This window comes from uncultured Flavobacterium sp., assembly GCF_963974175.1.
Lineage (GTDB): Bacteria > Bacteroidota > Bacteroidia > Flavobacteriales > Flavobacteriaceae > Flavobacterium.
Genome location: NZ_CAXBBR010000002.1, coordinates 1 through 14,135 on the forward strand (window position 1 = coordinate 1; position 14,135 = coordinate 14,135).

Consider the following 14,135-nt stretch of genomic DNA (forward strand, 5'->3'; position numbering starts at 1 on the left):
GTTACCGTAGCACAGGTTTTTGGTGTGAGTTTATCACATAACTCGTAAGCAACTGCATAGACACCAGGAGCTGTTCCTGCTGCAACACTTATCGCTCCAGTTGTCGTGTTTAAACTAATTCCCGTTGGCCATGTTCCGCTTTGGGCTATTGTGGAGTTTGCTGTTGTACTAGCAACACCATTGGTGGTGTCATTCGATAATACATTAGTGATCGCGATTCCGCCTGTTGCAGCGATGCTTCCACTTTCTGTTATCGGTGTTACTACCGATGTTACCGTTACATTGTCCGTTACCGTAGCACAGGTTTTTGGTGTGAGTTTATCACATAACTCGTAAGCAACTGCATAGACACCAGGAGCTGTTCCTGCTGCAACACTTATCGCTCCAGTTGTCGTGTTTAAACTAATTCCCGTTGGCCATGTTCCGCTTTGGGCTATTGTGGAGTTTGCTGTTGTACTAGCAACACCATTGGTTGTGTCATTCGATAATACATTAGTGATCGCGATTCCGCCCGTTGCAGCGATGCTTCCACTTTCTGTTATCGGACAAACAACGTTACCTATTTCTACTACTGATCCATTCGAAGTACAACTTCCTAAAGTTGCCGTTACTGTATAAGTCCCCGCAGGTGCAGTAATTATACTCCCTGATCGAGTAACTCCTACTGACGGAGTTATGCCATAAGTATAAGCAGCATCATAATTAGAAATTGCAATACTTCCTGTAGTTTTTATACATGTTGGTTTCGTTACAAGACCAAATGTTGGAACAGGTGGGCATGGTACCGGTGTATTGGTTGATGTGTTATTTCCTGGCGTAGGATCTATTGTGGTACTGCTTACCGTTGCTGTATTCACATAACTACCTGTTGCTTTTACTGTCGCTACGATATTCAAGGTTGTAATACCTGAATTAGCAAGGTTGCCTATAGTCCATACTCCTGTGCCTGAAACATAAGCTCCGGATCCATTATCGGATACATAAGTATAACCGCTAGGTAACAGATCTGTTACTGATACGCCCGTCGCTGCACTTGGTCCGTTATTCGTTACTTTCAAAGTGAAGGTTACATTGCTTCCTACAATTGGCGTAGCATTGCTTACCGTCTTAACGATTGCCAAATCTGCTTTTTTAAAAGTAATAGTAATAGTTGCCCGATTAGATATATAATTTTTCACATCTTTAATACTATAACTTACCGGAGTTGGGTCACTTCTAAAGGTATCTAAAGGAGTAAAAGTTACAACACCCAAAGAATTAACAGTCCAGGTTCCTTGCCCTTGAACAATTAATTGATCTAATGTACCGTTAGCATCTGTATCCGTACCTCCTACAAAACTAACAGAACTATAATTTATATCATTATTAGAATCAGTGTCGTTTGTTGTTACATTTAAACTTACTGGCCCGAAATTATTTAATAAACTTTCATCGTTATTTGCTATAGGAGCATTATCAAATTTTACTTCTCCAAAACTGATTGAACTTTGCCTATTTGAACCAACTATTCTTCGTCCTATTCTAAAAGCAGCAACATTTACATTAGTAAAACTCACAGTGACTATATATGGAGTATCTGTCAATCTAATAGGGTCTACTGAACTAGAAGGACCTTGAAATCTTGTATAAGAACCAACGCTTGAAGCAACTAATAGTGTTGGACTGTTTAAGGTGTAGTAATTTGGAGACGTTATAACCGTATCAAAAAACTCATCACCATCGATATCTAACGCTTCTAACACAAAAGAATTTAAGGTAATTAACTCACCTGTCAATGTCGTTAAGTTATAAGTGCCCGCTTTAAAAAACTCAATTTTCCATTCTACATATCCCCATGCAGACGTTGTGTTTTGTACAGGCTGAAATCGGTCTATCAAACCGCCGCCTCCATTAGTAGGATTATCAACATCTACAATTACTGCATTAAGGATTGAAACAATAGTCACTACTGCATCTACACTAAAACCATTGCCATTTGTTACATTGTAATATATATATTTGGCCCCAGCAGTTTTATTCGCAGCGCTTGCTGGAATATGAGTTGGATTACTAAATATAGGAGTTTGAGATTGAATAGTAGAGCTATTAAGCAAGAATGAAAACAACAAAATCATTAAATAAATGACATTATTATTTTTACATCCCTTTCTAATAAAGAGAGGAGTAAAGTTTAGTCCCATGGATAATAATTTAAGTAATAAATGGTGGAATTTTGATAAGGAAAGGAAGAAATTGTTTTTCATGAAATAACATAAGAAATTTACATTGATACTTGTTTTTAGAATAATTTAGTATCAATCAAAACTGAATATTCTTATTAAAAAACTCTTAAATAATGCTCAAAAGTAATTTTAATTACGCCCAAATGAAAATTTATCCGATGAAACACCTCTTTTAACCGACTAAAACCAACTGTTTTAAAAAATCAATTAAACTTAGCCCACGATTAGTACAAAGTGAAATTTGAAAACTTAAAACAATTAATAGCACTAAACTTCAGTTATGGGCCTAATTTTAATTCAAATTAATAATTTAAAGGTTTGGTAATACAAAGTATTTCTTTCCAAAACCTTAGTTTGTGTACCTTTCCCAAAAAAAGCAACCATGTCAATACAGAAGGAGATTAACAATACCCCGAAAACTATTTTGGTTGCGCCATTAAACTGGGGCTTGGGACATGCAACCCGCTGCATCCCTATAATAAAGGCATTACAAGAAAGCAATCATATACCCATAATTGCATCTGACGGAATAGCTCTTGCCATGTTACGCAAAGAGTTCCCTTACTTACAAACAATCGAATTGCCTTCTTACCAAATAGAGTATGCTAAAAATGGTAAGAATTTCAAATGGAAACTATTAAAAAACACTCCTAAGATGTTAAAAGCCATTTGGTATGAAAAAAAACTGGTAGCTTCATGGATTAAACAATACGATATCGACGGAATTATATCAGACAACCGCCTAGGAGTTTTTAATAAAAATGTACCCTGTGTATTCATAACGCATCAGCTCAATGTGATGACCGGAAATACAACTTGGTTAACGAGCAAACTACATCAAAATATAATTAAAAAATATACAGAGTGCTGGGTTCCTGACGTTCCCGGCCAGCCGAATCTGGCAGGACAATTAAGCCATTCGAACAACTTATCCTTTACTCCTAAATACATCGGCCCATTAAGTCGTATGCATAAAAAAGAAACCCCAAAACAATACGATCTAATGGTTATTCTCTCCGGCCCTGAACCGCAACGAGGACTATTGGAAACTATCCTAAAAACCGAATTAAAACGTTATAGAGGCGATGTAGTATTCATCAAAGGAATTGTAGAAAAGGAACAAAAAAAAGAACAACTAAAAAACATTACCTATTTTAACTTTATGACTAGCCGTCAACTCGAGCAAACTTTTAATGAAAGTGAAATTGTTCTGGCACGTTCGGGCTACACAACGATTATGGATCTGGCAAAACTGGGTAAGAAAGCCTTTTTCATTCCCACTCCTGGGCAATATGAGCAACTATATTTAGCCAAAAAATTAAAAGAAGACGGTATGGTTCCTTACGCCGAACAAGATGATTTTAAAATAGACAACTTACCAGAGGTGAAAAAATATAGCGGCTTACAATGCTTTAACAACACTCCCGATTGGAAAAAAATATTTGGTATCTTCGAAATTTAAAAACAATACTGCATTAAAAAAGCTGATTTTTATATCGTTAATTGATATAAAAACCAGCTTTAAAATTTAATTATTTCTTATCTGTAAATTTTTCGTGCTTGATAGTCTTCGCATTGATCATAAAATAAACAGATTCTGCAACGTTTGTGCTGTGATCTGCAATTCTTTCGAAGTGTTTCAATGCAATAATTAAATTGGTACCAGAAACAACCGTTTTAGAATTGTTTTTCATTTCTCCAATGATATTATCAATTGCATCGCTGCTTTTACTTTTAATATCAGTGTTTAACGTAAAAATCTCTTCAATAGTATTTTCATCCATATTAAGAAAACACTCATTTGTTTTAACGGTAATATCTTCTACACCTCTTACAATATCAGTAATATCAAATTTTAATATTAACTCATGTTTTTCCTTAATGCTTTTCGAAAGTTTGATGATACTCATAGATAAATCACCAATCCTTTCGATCTCTCTGCTAATTTGCATTGCCGATATGATAAATCGCAAATCGGACGCAACAGGTTGTTGTAAAGCAAAAACACTCTGACAGATATCATCAATTTTCACATCAAGTTTATCAATTTTGTTTTCTGTTTTCTTTACTTCTTTACTCTCTAAAACGGGTTCTGAAAGTACTGCCTTAACAGCTTCAGCAACCTGACTTTCAGCCAGGCCCCCTATTTTTATAATTATACTTCTAAGCTTACCAAGTTCTGTTTCTAAGTGTGATGCCATTTTTTTCTAAAGATTTGAAGATTTAAAGTTAGTAGATTCTGAATTCATATCAAAATCATTTTTATCCGAATCTTCCTGTTATATAATCTTCCGTTTGCTTGATCGCCGGTTTTGTAAAAATAGTTTTTGTTTTATCGTACTCAATCAACTCACCCATATAGAAAAAAGCAGTCGTATCACTCACACGACCAGCCTGTTGCATATTATGTGTAACGATAACGATGGTGTATTTGTTTTTTAGCTCATAAATAAGCTCTTCAATTTTTGAAGTGGAAATTGGATCCAAAGCCGATGTTGGCTCATCCATCAATAATATAGAAGGCTTTATTGCTAGAGCACGAGCGATACATAACCTTTGTTGCTGACCTCCAGAAAGTTCAAAAGCTGATTTTTTTAGTTTGTCTTTTACCTCATCCCAAAGCGCCACTTGTTCAATAGTGGTAACCACACGCTCTTCAATTTCATTTTTATCTGTAATCCCGTTAACTCGCAATCCATAAGCTACATTTTCAAAAATAGTCTTTGGAAAAGGATTTGGTTTTTGAAAAACCATCCCAACATTTTTACGCAAATTATCCACATTAGTGTTTTTTCCGTAAATATCTGTCCCATCAATAACTATACTTCCGGTCATTTTAGTACCGTCGATAAGGTCATTCATTCTATTTAACAAACGCAGATAAGTTGATTTACCACATCCTGATGGTCCAATTAAAGCTGTAACCGTATTTTCTTTCATTGATAAAGAAATATCACGCAAAGCATGATTTTCTCCGTAGTAAAAATTTACGTTGTTTGATTCTATTTTATGCATGTTAATTCATTTTTACTTTTTTTCCATAATATTTACGAAGTGCATTCGCCAATAAATTAGAAATTAATACAATAATAATTAATATAAGTGCCGTACCGTAAGCCATAGCTCTTGATTTTTCAATATCAGTTCCACTCGTTGCGATCACATATAAGTGATAAGGTAATGCCATCGCTTGATCAAAAATGGATGTAGGCAATTTAGGTAAAAAATAGGCAGCAACGGTAAATAAAATAGGTGCCGTCTCTCCAGAAACCCTTCCTATGGATAATATTAATCCTGTAATAATATTAGGAAATGCTATTGGAAATACAATTTTGCTTGTCGTTTCCCACTTACTTGCTCCTAATCCTAAACTTGCTTGTCTGAAGGTGTCATCTACCGCTTTCAATGATTCCTCTGTTGTTCTAATAATAACTGGAAGCACTAATAACCCTAATGTTAATCCACCTGCTAAAATCGAATCTCCAAATTCCAACTTATTCACAAATAACGACATCCCGAAAAGTCCAAATACAATTGATGGAACTCCTGCAAGATTATTTGTCATTTGTTTAATTATTTTTTTAGGCCAGCCATCTTTCACATATTCATTCATATAAATTGCCGCTAGCACACCTACAGGAAACGCAAATATCATACTTGCTAAAACCAAACAAAGTGTTCCAACAATAGCAGGAAAAACCCCTCCTTCAGTCATTCCATTTTTTGGCATTTCACTAATAAATTCCCAGCTGATAACACCAATACCTTTTACTACAATAAAAGCTAATATTACAAATAGAAGTGCTACAATAGCATAGCTTGTTGCTGTAAAAATACCGAAGGCAATATTTTGACTTCTTCTTTTTTTCTTTGCTAAATTATTTTCAGTACTCATCTTAGTGTTTTTTATGGGAATTTCTATTGGTAACTAATTCTACTAACATATTGATCCCAAAAGTGATTATGAATAGAATACAACCCAATGCAAATAAGGCTTCATAGTGTAAACCTCCGTTTGGAGCCTCACCTAATTCTGCCGCAATAGTGGCTGGAATTGTTCGAATAGGTGCTAGAAAAGAATGAGGTATTACAGCAGCATTTCCAGTTACCATTAATACGGCCATAGTTTCACCAATAGCGCGACCTATACCTAAAATAGCACCGGCTGTTATCCCAGATGCAGAATATGGAATTACCACTTTATAAATCGTTTGCCAATGCGATGCTCCTAAAGCCAAACTCGCTTCTTTCATAGCACGTGGCGTGTTGCGCATTGCATCCTCTGAAATAGTGATAATTGTAGGCAAAGCCATGATTGCAAGCACGACACTTCCCGCTAAAGCAGTTTCACCCACAGGTAAATTAAAAACACTTTGAATTAAAGGTACAATAACCACCAATCCAAAAAAACCATAAACAACGGACGGAATTCCCGCCAGAAGTTCGATAAGCGGTTTTAATAAATTACGAGTTCTTTTCTTTGCAATTTCACTTAAATAGATGGCTGCCGCTAAAGCGATAGGCAAAGCCAAGAGAATAGCTCCTAAACTCACCCATAGTGTACCATAAATTAATGGCTTAACTCCCATTTGGGCAACGGGTTCAGCAGTAGGAAACCATTCTTCACCAGATAAGAAACTATAAACAGTAATTTTATTTATATCTACTTCTTTTCCTTTAAATTCATTATTTACATACTTATCTGAGAAAAATGCAATGATCCCAGGCGTTTTAGCCATAAGTTCATTTATTTTGTCAGGGAAGTTAACAAAGTTCTCCCCAAGCTCTTCTTCAGTATAATAATCTGTTATATCACCAGTTCTGAACAAAACGATAGGCTCATCCTTTCCTCCTAGTTCTTTCCAGTTTGTGATTTTTTGATCAAAAATATCTTTAATCTGTGATGGCTCTAATTTACCTACGGGATTTGACTCATTTACTGCCAATAAAAACCCCTTGTCTATTGGTTTTTTGGTAAAAACTCCAGCACCTTCTATAAATAGAAAAAAGACAATTAAAATTACTGTAATACTAGTAGCGGCGCTACTTAACATCAAAATAAATTCAATTACCTTCTCTTTAATCTGTTTAAAATTTGTTTTCAAAAGAGTATTTTTTATTTTTAGCAAAATTACGTCAGCCCAAGGCGTTGAATGTGTTCGCACCGTTAACCTTAGGTTAACTTAATGTTAAGAGATTATTTGAAATCTAAAATTACAACAAATTTACAAATAAAAAAGGTTGCTCCTAATAGAGCAACCTTTTTAAGTATCTAAAAAATTAACCTTTATTAATTCAATGGAATGTAACCAACTTCAGAAACAATTTTTTGTCCTTCAGCAGAAAGCGCATAGTCAACAATAGTTTTTACTTTCGCAGCATTTACCTTGTTGAACATATAGAACAATGGTCTAGAGATAGGATATGATTTATCTTTAGCGCTAGCTACAGATGGCTCAACAAAAGTTTTTCCTTGGTCATAAGATATAGCCAATTGTTTTACTTCTTTCGTTTCATATGCCAATCCGATATATCCAATAGCTCCTTTAGTTTGACCTACTGCCTGAACGATTGCACCAGTTGCAGGTAAGTTCAAAATATCTGTTGCATAATTTTTCTTATCCATAACCTCATCTTTAAAGAACTCATAAGTTCCAGAAGAAGACTCTCTTGAATAAGCAACTATTTTTTCGTCAGCACCACCAACTTCTTTCCAGTTTTTGATTGCTCCTGTAAAGATACCCTCTAATTGCTCACGAGTTAATTTAGAAACCTTGTTTGCTGGATTAACAATTACTGTTAATGCATCATATGCTATTATAACTTCTTCGATTTCCACTTTTTTATCAGCAAATTTCATTTTTTCTTCAGTCTTCAAATCTCTTGAAGCCATTGCGATATCAGTAGTACCATCAATCATTGCCGTTATACCTACACCTGATCCACCACCTACAACAGTAACACTTACATCAGAATTTGTTTTCATCAATTCTTCAGCTTCTTTTTGTGCCAATGGCAAAACGGTATCACTACCTTTGATAGTTACAGATACAGCAGTTGATTGCGCTTCTGTTCCTTTATCTTCTGTTTTTGCTTTACCACAACTCAACATACCTATTAAAGGTAAGATTAAAAATAATTTTGATGTTTTCATTTTATTTTTTTATTAGGTTTTTTTTTAATTTTTTACAAAAGTAACACTTCAATGTTAACTCTGTGTTAAGCCAATATTATCCAATATTTACCCTTTTAGAGCGCCATTAAATTTTCACAAACAAAAACCCGCAATTCTACGGTTTCTCGTTCTGATTTTATATTCCTATTTCTACCTGAAAACGTACAAACCAATTGTTATCCGTACTTCCGCTATAGTTCTTTACGGTATCGTAAGAAAACTCTGTTTGTAATTTTACCTTATGACCGTATAAATATTTAGACAAACCTATAGTATACTCATCCATATCAGGACTGATAGTCTGAATTTCATCGTCAACTTTTTGAGTAGAAAACCTTCCTATTATTTGATAATTTGAAGGAAAAAGGTAGCTTAATTGTGCATCAATACCATTTCCTACAAAAACCGCCTGTTGTTTAGTTGCGTCTGTTGCACTTACTGTTATTGGATTATCAGCCATTCTTGACATATAAGCTCCAGTAGCTGACCAACCATTGTATTTTAAAATCGCATCAAAAAACACCGACTTTAAAGTTCTTGCCTCATACAAACTACTCCCTAATTGACCTTGCGATCTTAAAGCGTTATTATTTTGACTAAATGCCCCAGACACCATTAACTTAGGTGTTTTTTCTCTCATTAAGTCAGCCTCAAAATTTGACCCGTTTTTGGTAAAAGATCCTAGAGGAAATAATTCTACTTTACCAGTCAAAGCGATTCCGTCATCTTTAGTTTTAACCCAGTTTCTTCCTTCTCCCTTAGAAATTGCACCTTTTAATGAGTAGGCAAAATGCTCTTTACTTTCTTTCGAATAATCTAAAAACAATCCAAAATCACGGTCGATATTAAACTTTGAATTATTGATACTACGATCCGTAAGCTCTAATGAATTTGAAGAAATTACACGTTGGTTATTTCCAGGTAGTTTAGTCTGTCCAAAACCAATTGTGAAATCAGATGTTGGTTTATAAAAGAATACTCCGTCTAAAATTACATTTCCACTATTTCCAACAACAACTGTCCCGATATCTCTTGCCGAAAAGCCTAGCTCTACTTTATAACCAAATTTTGGATTGTATACAAAACCATCCAACTTTAGCCTCATTCTTCTTATTTCACCTTCTACAACTCCAGATTTACCCTCTTCTTTTCCGTAACCCACTCTGCTTTGAACTCGGAATCCAATATTCACTTGAAATAAACTATCTTTTTCAGTAAATCCAAGTTTTTTACTTGAATTAAGGTATTGTGATAATTCTGTTTTTTTAACAACTTCCTTTTTCTCTATTTTATCTTCCTGGGCTGATACACATAGTGTAAACATTAGCACGATACTTAATAAAAATATTTTCATTTTAATAATTTGTTATTATTTTATTATTTCGGTGCAAAATTAATGTTAATAAAGCTGTTTAGTATTAAGACAAGGTTACCAAAACAATAATTTAAGGTAATCCAAAAACACTAATTAACTGCTATTTAATAACTTACACCTAATTTACGGTTTTTTCAAATACTAAATAGGATTAAATTTAAATTCTATCTACTAGAGATAAAAAAAAAACATCAGCTACTCATTAAGAGTCTCTGATGTTTTTTAAATTCTTGAATTATATATCTCTAAAAATTAAACTGAGCTTGTAATCTCAATAAATTTCCTTGCTGCCTGTTGTTCTTAAGGACACTGTCTTCAAAAGTTCTGTCCGCGATAACCCAAGTTGCAGTTAACTCAAATGCTTTATAAGGCTGCCATTCTAAACCCAACTCATAATCTCTAACCGTGTAACTTCTAGCATCTTTTTCAAATTTCTTTCCACCGTCATAGTATTGGAATTTAGCAAACGGATATAGTAATTGATTTTTTGGTAAATCCCACTTATAGTTTAAGGTAACGTAACCACCTTCTAAACTAGAAACATCTACAGAATTTGTAATTTTATTGTATCTAGGCCCTTTTCCAATATTATATTCCGCTTGAACACCAAATGGTTTTGGATACAATACAAAAGAAGCAGCTACTCTTTGATCAAGAGTATATTGTTTGTCCTTTACAGAAACACCCGAAGAAATTTCGCTTCCAAAAGCCCATTTACCAGTATACGCTTGAAGACCTGGCTCAATGATCTGGCTTCCTATCACAAACGGATAACTTACTCTAGTTACTACGTGCAAGTTTCTATTCCCTTCTGACTTATTAGATGTTTGACCGTTGTATGCTCCAAATGCAAACACCCCATAATCTCCTGAACCTTTATATCCATCTTTAATAAGCATAGCGAAACGCTCTCTTATTTTACTTGGTGCCCAATAGAAGAATGCACCTAGATCTCTTTCATTTGCAACAGCACTATTTAAAGCGTCATTACGGTCTAAGGTCAATCTATTTTGACTTGATTGCATGTTTTCAAAACCAAAAGGAACTTTGCTCTGCCCTACTCTTACACGAAATTCTTTTTTGGCATCAAATGACAAATCGAAATAAGCATCTCGTATCTGTAAAAAATTATTAACCCCAGTACTCGGAGAACTTGCAATATCTGGTTGAATGTAGAAATATACGTTTGGATGTATTTGACCAGAAAACACAATACGAGCTCTTCTAATAAAAAAACCGTTATTTGATTTCACATCATCTCCAGTCGTCGTCGTTCCCCATGATTTATCACATTGCTCACACGATACTTTATCATTAGTCGATAACAATCCGTTATACCTAACTTGCGCATATCCTCTAATGCTGATTTTATCATACCATTGCGAATCTTTTTTCGGCTTTGCTTTCTCTTCGGCTGTCTTTACTTTGTTTATGGAATCTAAAACACGGACAACTTCTTTAGAAATTGCGTCTTTGTTAACGTCTTGCGCTTGAAGTACTGCTGTACTAATTATAAAAAGTGCAATTAAAAGTTTTTTCATGGTTAAATGGGTTGCTAAATTTTCGGCAAAGATGAAACCGTAATGTTAAGTTAACGTTAGCAAACCATTAAAAAATTAACCTTTGTTTTACATTTTTTTAACAATATAAAAACCAAAAAATAACTTACAAAACTATAACGTATGCTATATAATACAGGCTCTTTGAGATTAACAAAAAATACGGCGAAATCATTTTCAACTAAAACACCCATAGTACCTTCCCTTTTTCATGCATATATACTTGAATTATATTTTATTAAACACAAGCAATGGAATTTTCGCATTGAAAGAATAGTTTACTGATTTACTGGGGTGAAATATCTTAGTAAAAAAACTTCTGTTTTGTTCCGTGAACATAATCAACATCGAAGGTTTTGATTTCTTAATTTCACTACGTATATTCAAAATCAAACTTTCAGTCTGATCGATTTTCTCGATATTCAGTTTAAATTTAGTACCTGAATTTGCCTTAATTAGTTCATCTAAAGCAATACTATTTATTGCATCGTCTGTTGGGTATTCGAAATGAAGAACTTCAACAATTGCATTTAATGGTTTTGCAAATTCATTCACTTTAACTAATTCATCCTCAAGGTTCAAAAGGTCAGACGCATAAATAATTTTGTTTATTTCACTCCTGCGATAATTGAAGGGCACAGCAATAACTGGAACTGCTGAATGGGTTATTAGATTAGAAGTGTTTGACCCAAATATTTTTTTTAGTTTTCCAGAACCTCTGGTACTAATGCATATAAACCTAAAATTGTTTTCTTGTGCGTACTCTCTGATACTGCTGTCAGTGAGAACAGCACTTTTTATTACACACTTTTTATTTGACCGACTCGCATCGATGCCTTTATAAAGCACTTCTACAAATTTGTTAAGCTTTTTTTGAATTTTATCCGTTTCTTTATTTTCGAAAGCAATAAGTGCTTCACCACTCATCGAACCAAGATTTGCTATATAATAGGAATGAAAAAAAGTCAACTCACACTTATGTTGCGATGCCAATTGAATAGCAAAACGACAAGCTGCTTTTGAATTAGAAGAAAAATCGGTGGTAACAAGAATTTTATCCATCTTAGTTATAAATTTTAACTTTAATACATCAAAACCTTTTTATATCTTAGTGAGTGACCGCGGTATTATATTTTCTTAATAGCAGTTAATGATGTTACTACACTCAAGATTAAAATGACAATAATTACCAACAATGCTATTTCTATTGGTAGCTTATAAAAATCAACCAACGACATTTTTAGTCCTACGAAAATTAGAATCAAAGCAAGTCCCTTAGACAAATACTGGAATTTACCCATCATTCCTGCTAATGCAAAATACAAAGAACGCAGTCCGAGTATAGCAAACACGTTTGAAGTATAAACAATAAAATGGTCTTGAGTAATGGCCAATATTGCTGGAATGCTATCTGCTGCAAAAATCAAATCAGTGACTTCGATTAATATCAGTACTAAAAATAAAGGAGTTGCAAATAATTTTCCATTTTGTTTCATAAAAAAATCTCCGCCATGATATTCATTTGTTACGGGAATAATTTTCCTAATAATCTTAATTAATGGATTTTTTTCTGGTTCAATTACTTTCTCTTTTTTAGTGAGCATTTTATATCCTGTATAAATCAATATCGCTCCAAAAACATATATCGTCCAATGAAACTTTTCGAGTAAGGCCACCCCGGCAAAAATAAAGGCAGCTCTCATTATCAACGCTCCTATAATCCCCCAAAACAAAATTTTATGCTGATGAATAGTTGGCGTTTTGAAATAAGAAAAAATTAAAACGAACACAAAAATATTGTCTACACTTAATGCTTTTTCAATAACATAACCTGCAAGAAACTCTAATGCCTTTACCTCACCTTGCCAATAATAAACAATCACATTAAAACACATTGCCAACGATATCCAGACTGCCGTCCAAATCAAAGCTTCCTTAATCGTTATTTCATGTGCTTTTCGATTAAAAACCCCTAAATCCAAAGCAAGCATAAACAATACAAATACATTAAAACCAATCCAGAAACTTAAATCCGTCTGCATAGCGCGTATTGTTTAATTTAGTATTCGAACATAAATATACGATTTTTTTCGATACTGAAATACCATAAATTATTCAATATCAACACTAAACAACAACGAAGTGAACATGCACTTTTTACTAGTGAAAAATATCTAAGGGTAAGAAGACTTCTAACGAAATCCATTAGTAGCATTAATTGTTTTACTATATAAAACCTATTTATACAGAATGTTTTTTTACAACAACAATAAAACTCTGTTTAAATTCCCGACCTGAATATGTATAGTAAACACAAAAAGTGCAGTCGATTGACAACTGTACTTTCATGTATTTCATTTTAAAACTCAAAGCATTTTAAAAATTGATGTCATTATATATAATAATGTTACCTAATAAATTTGATCACAATTGAAAAAACACTATTCCCTTTTTTTCTTAGACAGGCCAAAATTGACTACCGTGTTAACAATAAATCCATCGTTGTTCAAGCATAAAACGCTGACTAAAATCGAGAGTTGAAACTTTATTACTTACAGTTACCATTTGAAAAACTTGATGTTTAGCAAAGTCCTTTCCAAGTGAATTGATTGGATAATCACCGTAAGGAAAAGTTTCTATCCTTGCGTACCCCAATCTAAATTGAACATATGGATGCAGCTGATAATTTATCCCTGTACGAAAAAGTCCTTGCTGCCATTTTTCAACGACATCATCTCTTCGTCACTGATACTCGGCATGAACACCCCATTTTGAATCTAATATAAAGGCGCCTGTAAAAACAG

11 protein-coding genes are annotated in these 14,135 nt (G+C 33.9%); 1 reads left to right on the forward strand and 10 read right to left on the reverse strand.

Annotated elements, in window-relative coordinates:
* Positions 1–2,180, reverse strand: a 2,180-nt coding sequence (locus AAC069_RS02920; RefSeq protein WP_339919023.1) for a hypothetical protein, incomplete at its 3' end; no start/stop codon positions are given.
* Positions 2,181–2,604: 424 nt separating this feature from the next.
* Here AAC069_RS02920 and AAC069_RS02925 point away from each other — a divergent pair.
* Positions 2,605–3,684, forward strand: coding sequence for a glycosyltransferase (locus AAC069_RS02925; protein WP_339919024.1), 1,080 nt, complete (start codon positions 2,605–2,607; stop codon positions 3,682–3,684).
* A 70-nt stretch (positions 3,685–3,754) separates the two neighbouring features.
* Here AAC069_RS02925 and phoU read toward each other — a convergent pair whose 3' ends face one another.
* The 9 genes from phoU to AAC069_RS02970 form a co-directional block, all read right to left on the reverse strand.
* The gene (gene phoU, locus AAC069_RS02930) at positions 3,755–4,423 is read right to left on the reverse strand and encodes a phosphate signaling complex protein PhoU (RefSeq protein WP_339919025.1); all 669 of its coding nucleotides are present in this window, start codon (positions 4,421–4,423) and stop codon (positions 3,755–3,757) included.
* Between the two features lie 61 nt (positions 4,424–4,484).
* Positions 4,485–5,237, reverse strand: coding sequence for a phosphate ABC transporter ATP-binding protein PstB (gene pstB, locus AAC069_RS02935; RefSeq protein ID WP_091090730.1), 753 nt, complete (start codon positions 5,235–5,237; stop codon positions 4,485–4,487).
* A gap of 1 nt (position 5,238) precedes the next feature.
* Entirely contained in the window at positions 5,239–6,117 is an 879-nt protein-coding gene (gene pstA / locus AAC069_RS02940; RefSeq protein WP_339919026.1) for a phosphate ABC transporter permease PstA, read from the reverse strand.
* 1 nt (position 6,118) lies between these two features.
* On the reverse strand, positions 6,119–7,327 hold the full coding sequence (gene pstC / locus AAC069_RS02945; RefSeq protein ID WP_339919027.1) for a phosphate ABC transporter permease subunit PstC: 1,209 nt from the start codon (positions 7,325–7,327) through the stop codon (positions 6,119–6,121).
* 185 nt (positions 7,328–7,512) lie between these two features.
* Positions 7,513–8,376 carry a PstS family phosphate ABC transporter substrate-binding protein gene (locus AAC069_RS02950; protein WP_339919028.1) on the reverse strand — a complete coding sequence of 288 codons (864 nt, stop codon included), beginning with the start codon at positions 8,374–8,376 and terminating at the stop codon, positions 7,513–7,515.
* A 157-nt stretch (positions 8,377–8,533) separates the two neighbouring features.
* Positions 8,534–9,751, reverse strand: coding sequence for a porin (locus AAC069_RS02955; RefSeq protein ID WP_339919029.1), 1,218 nt, complete (start codon positions 9,749–9,751; stop codon positions 8,534–8,536).
* A 266-nt stretch (positions 9,752–10,017) separates the two neighbouring features.
* Positions 10,018–11,313 (reverse strand): porin, encoded by a 1,296-nt coding sequence (locus tag AAC069_RS02960; RefSeq protein ID WP_339919030.1) that lies wholly within the window; start codon positions 11,311–11,313, stop codon positions 10,018–10,020.
* Positions 11,314–11,559: 246 nt separating this feature from the next.
* Complete coding sequence (locus AAC069_RS02965; protein WP_339919031.1) at positions 11,560–12,393, reverse strand: universal stress protein; 834 nt, start codon at positions 12,391–12,393, stop codon at positions 11,560–11,562.
* A 65-nt stretch (positions 12,394–12,458) separates the two neighbouring features.
* Complete coding sequence (locus AAC069_RS02970) at positions 12,459–13,373, reverse strand: TerC family protein (RefSeq protein ID WP_339919032.1); 915 nt, start codon at positions 13,371–13,373, stop codon at positions 12,459–12,461.
* Positions 13,374–14,135: the final 762 nt, after the last annotated feature.

Bases quoted from the DNA above. Each gene is read 5' to 3' on its own strand.
- AAC069_RS02960 (WP_339919030.1), bottom strand. From the start codon at position 11,313: ATGAAAAAACTTTTAATTGCACTTTTTATAATTAGTACAGCAGTACTT.
- AAC069_RS02970 (WP_339919032.1), bottom strand. From the start codon at position 13,373: ATGCAGACGGATTTAAGTTTCTGGATTGGTTTTAATGTATTTGTATTG.
- pstB (WP_091090730.1), bottom strand. From the start codon at position 5,237: ATGCATAAAATAGAATCAAACAACGTAAATTTTTACTACGGAGAAAAT.
- phoU (WP_339919025.1), bottom strand. From the start codon at position 4,423: ATGGCATCACACTTAGAAACAGAACTTGGTAAGCTTAGAAGTATAATT.
- AAC069_RS02965 (WP_339919031.1), bottom strand. From the start codon at position 12,393: ATGGATAAAATTCTTGTTACCACCGATTTTTCTTCTAATTCAAAAGCA.
- AAC069_RS02950 (WP_339919028.1), bottom strand. From the start codon at position 8,376: ATGAAAACATCAAAATTATTTTTAATCTTACCTTTAATAGGTATGTTG.
- AAC069_RS02925 (WP_339919024.1), top strand. From the start codon at position 2,605: ATGTCAATACAGAAGGAGATTAACAATACCCCGAAAACTATTTTGGTT.
- pstA (WP_339919026.1), bottom strand. From the start codon at position 6,117: ATGAGTACTGAAAATAATTTAGCAAAGAAAAAAAGAAGAAGTCAAAAT.
- AAC069_RS02955 (WP_339919029.1), bottom strand. From the start codon at position 9,751: ATGAAAATATTTTTATTAAGTATCGTGCTAATGTTTACACTATGTGTA.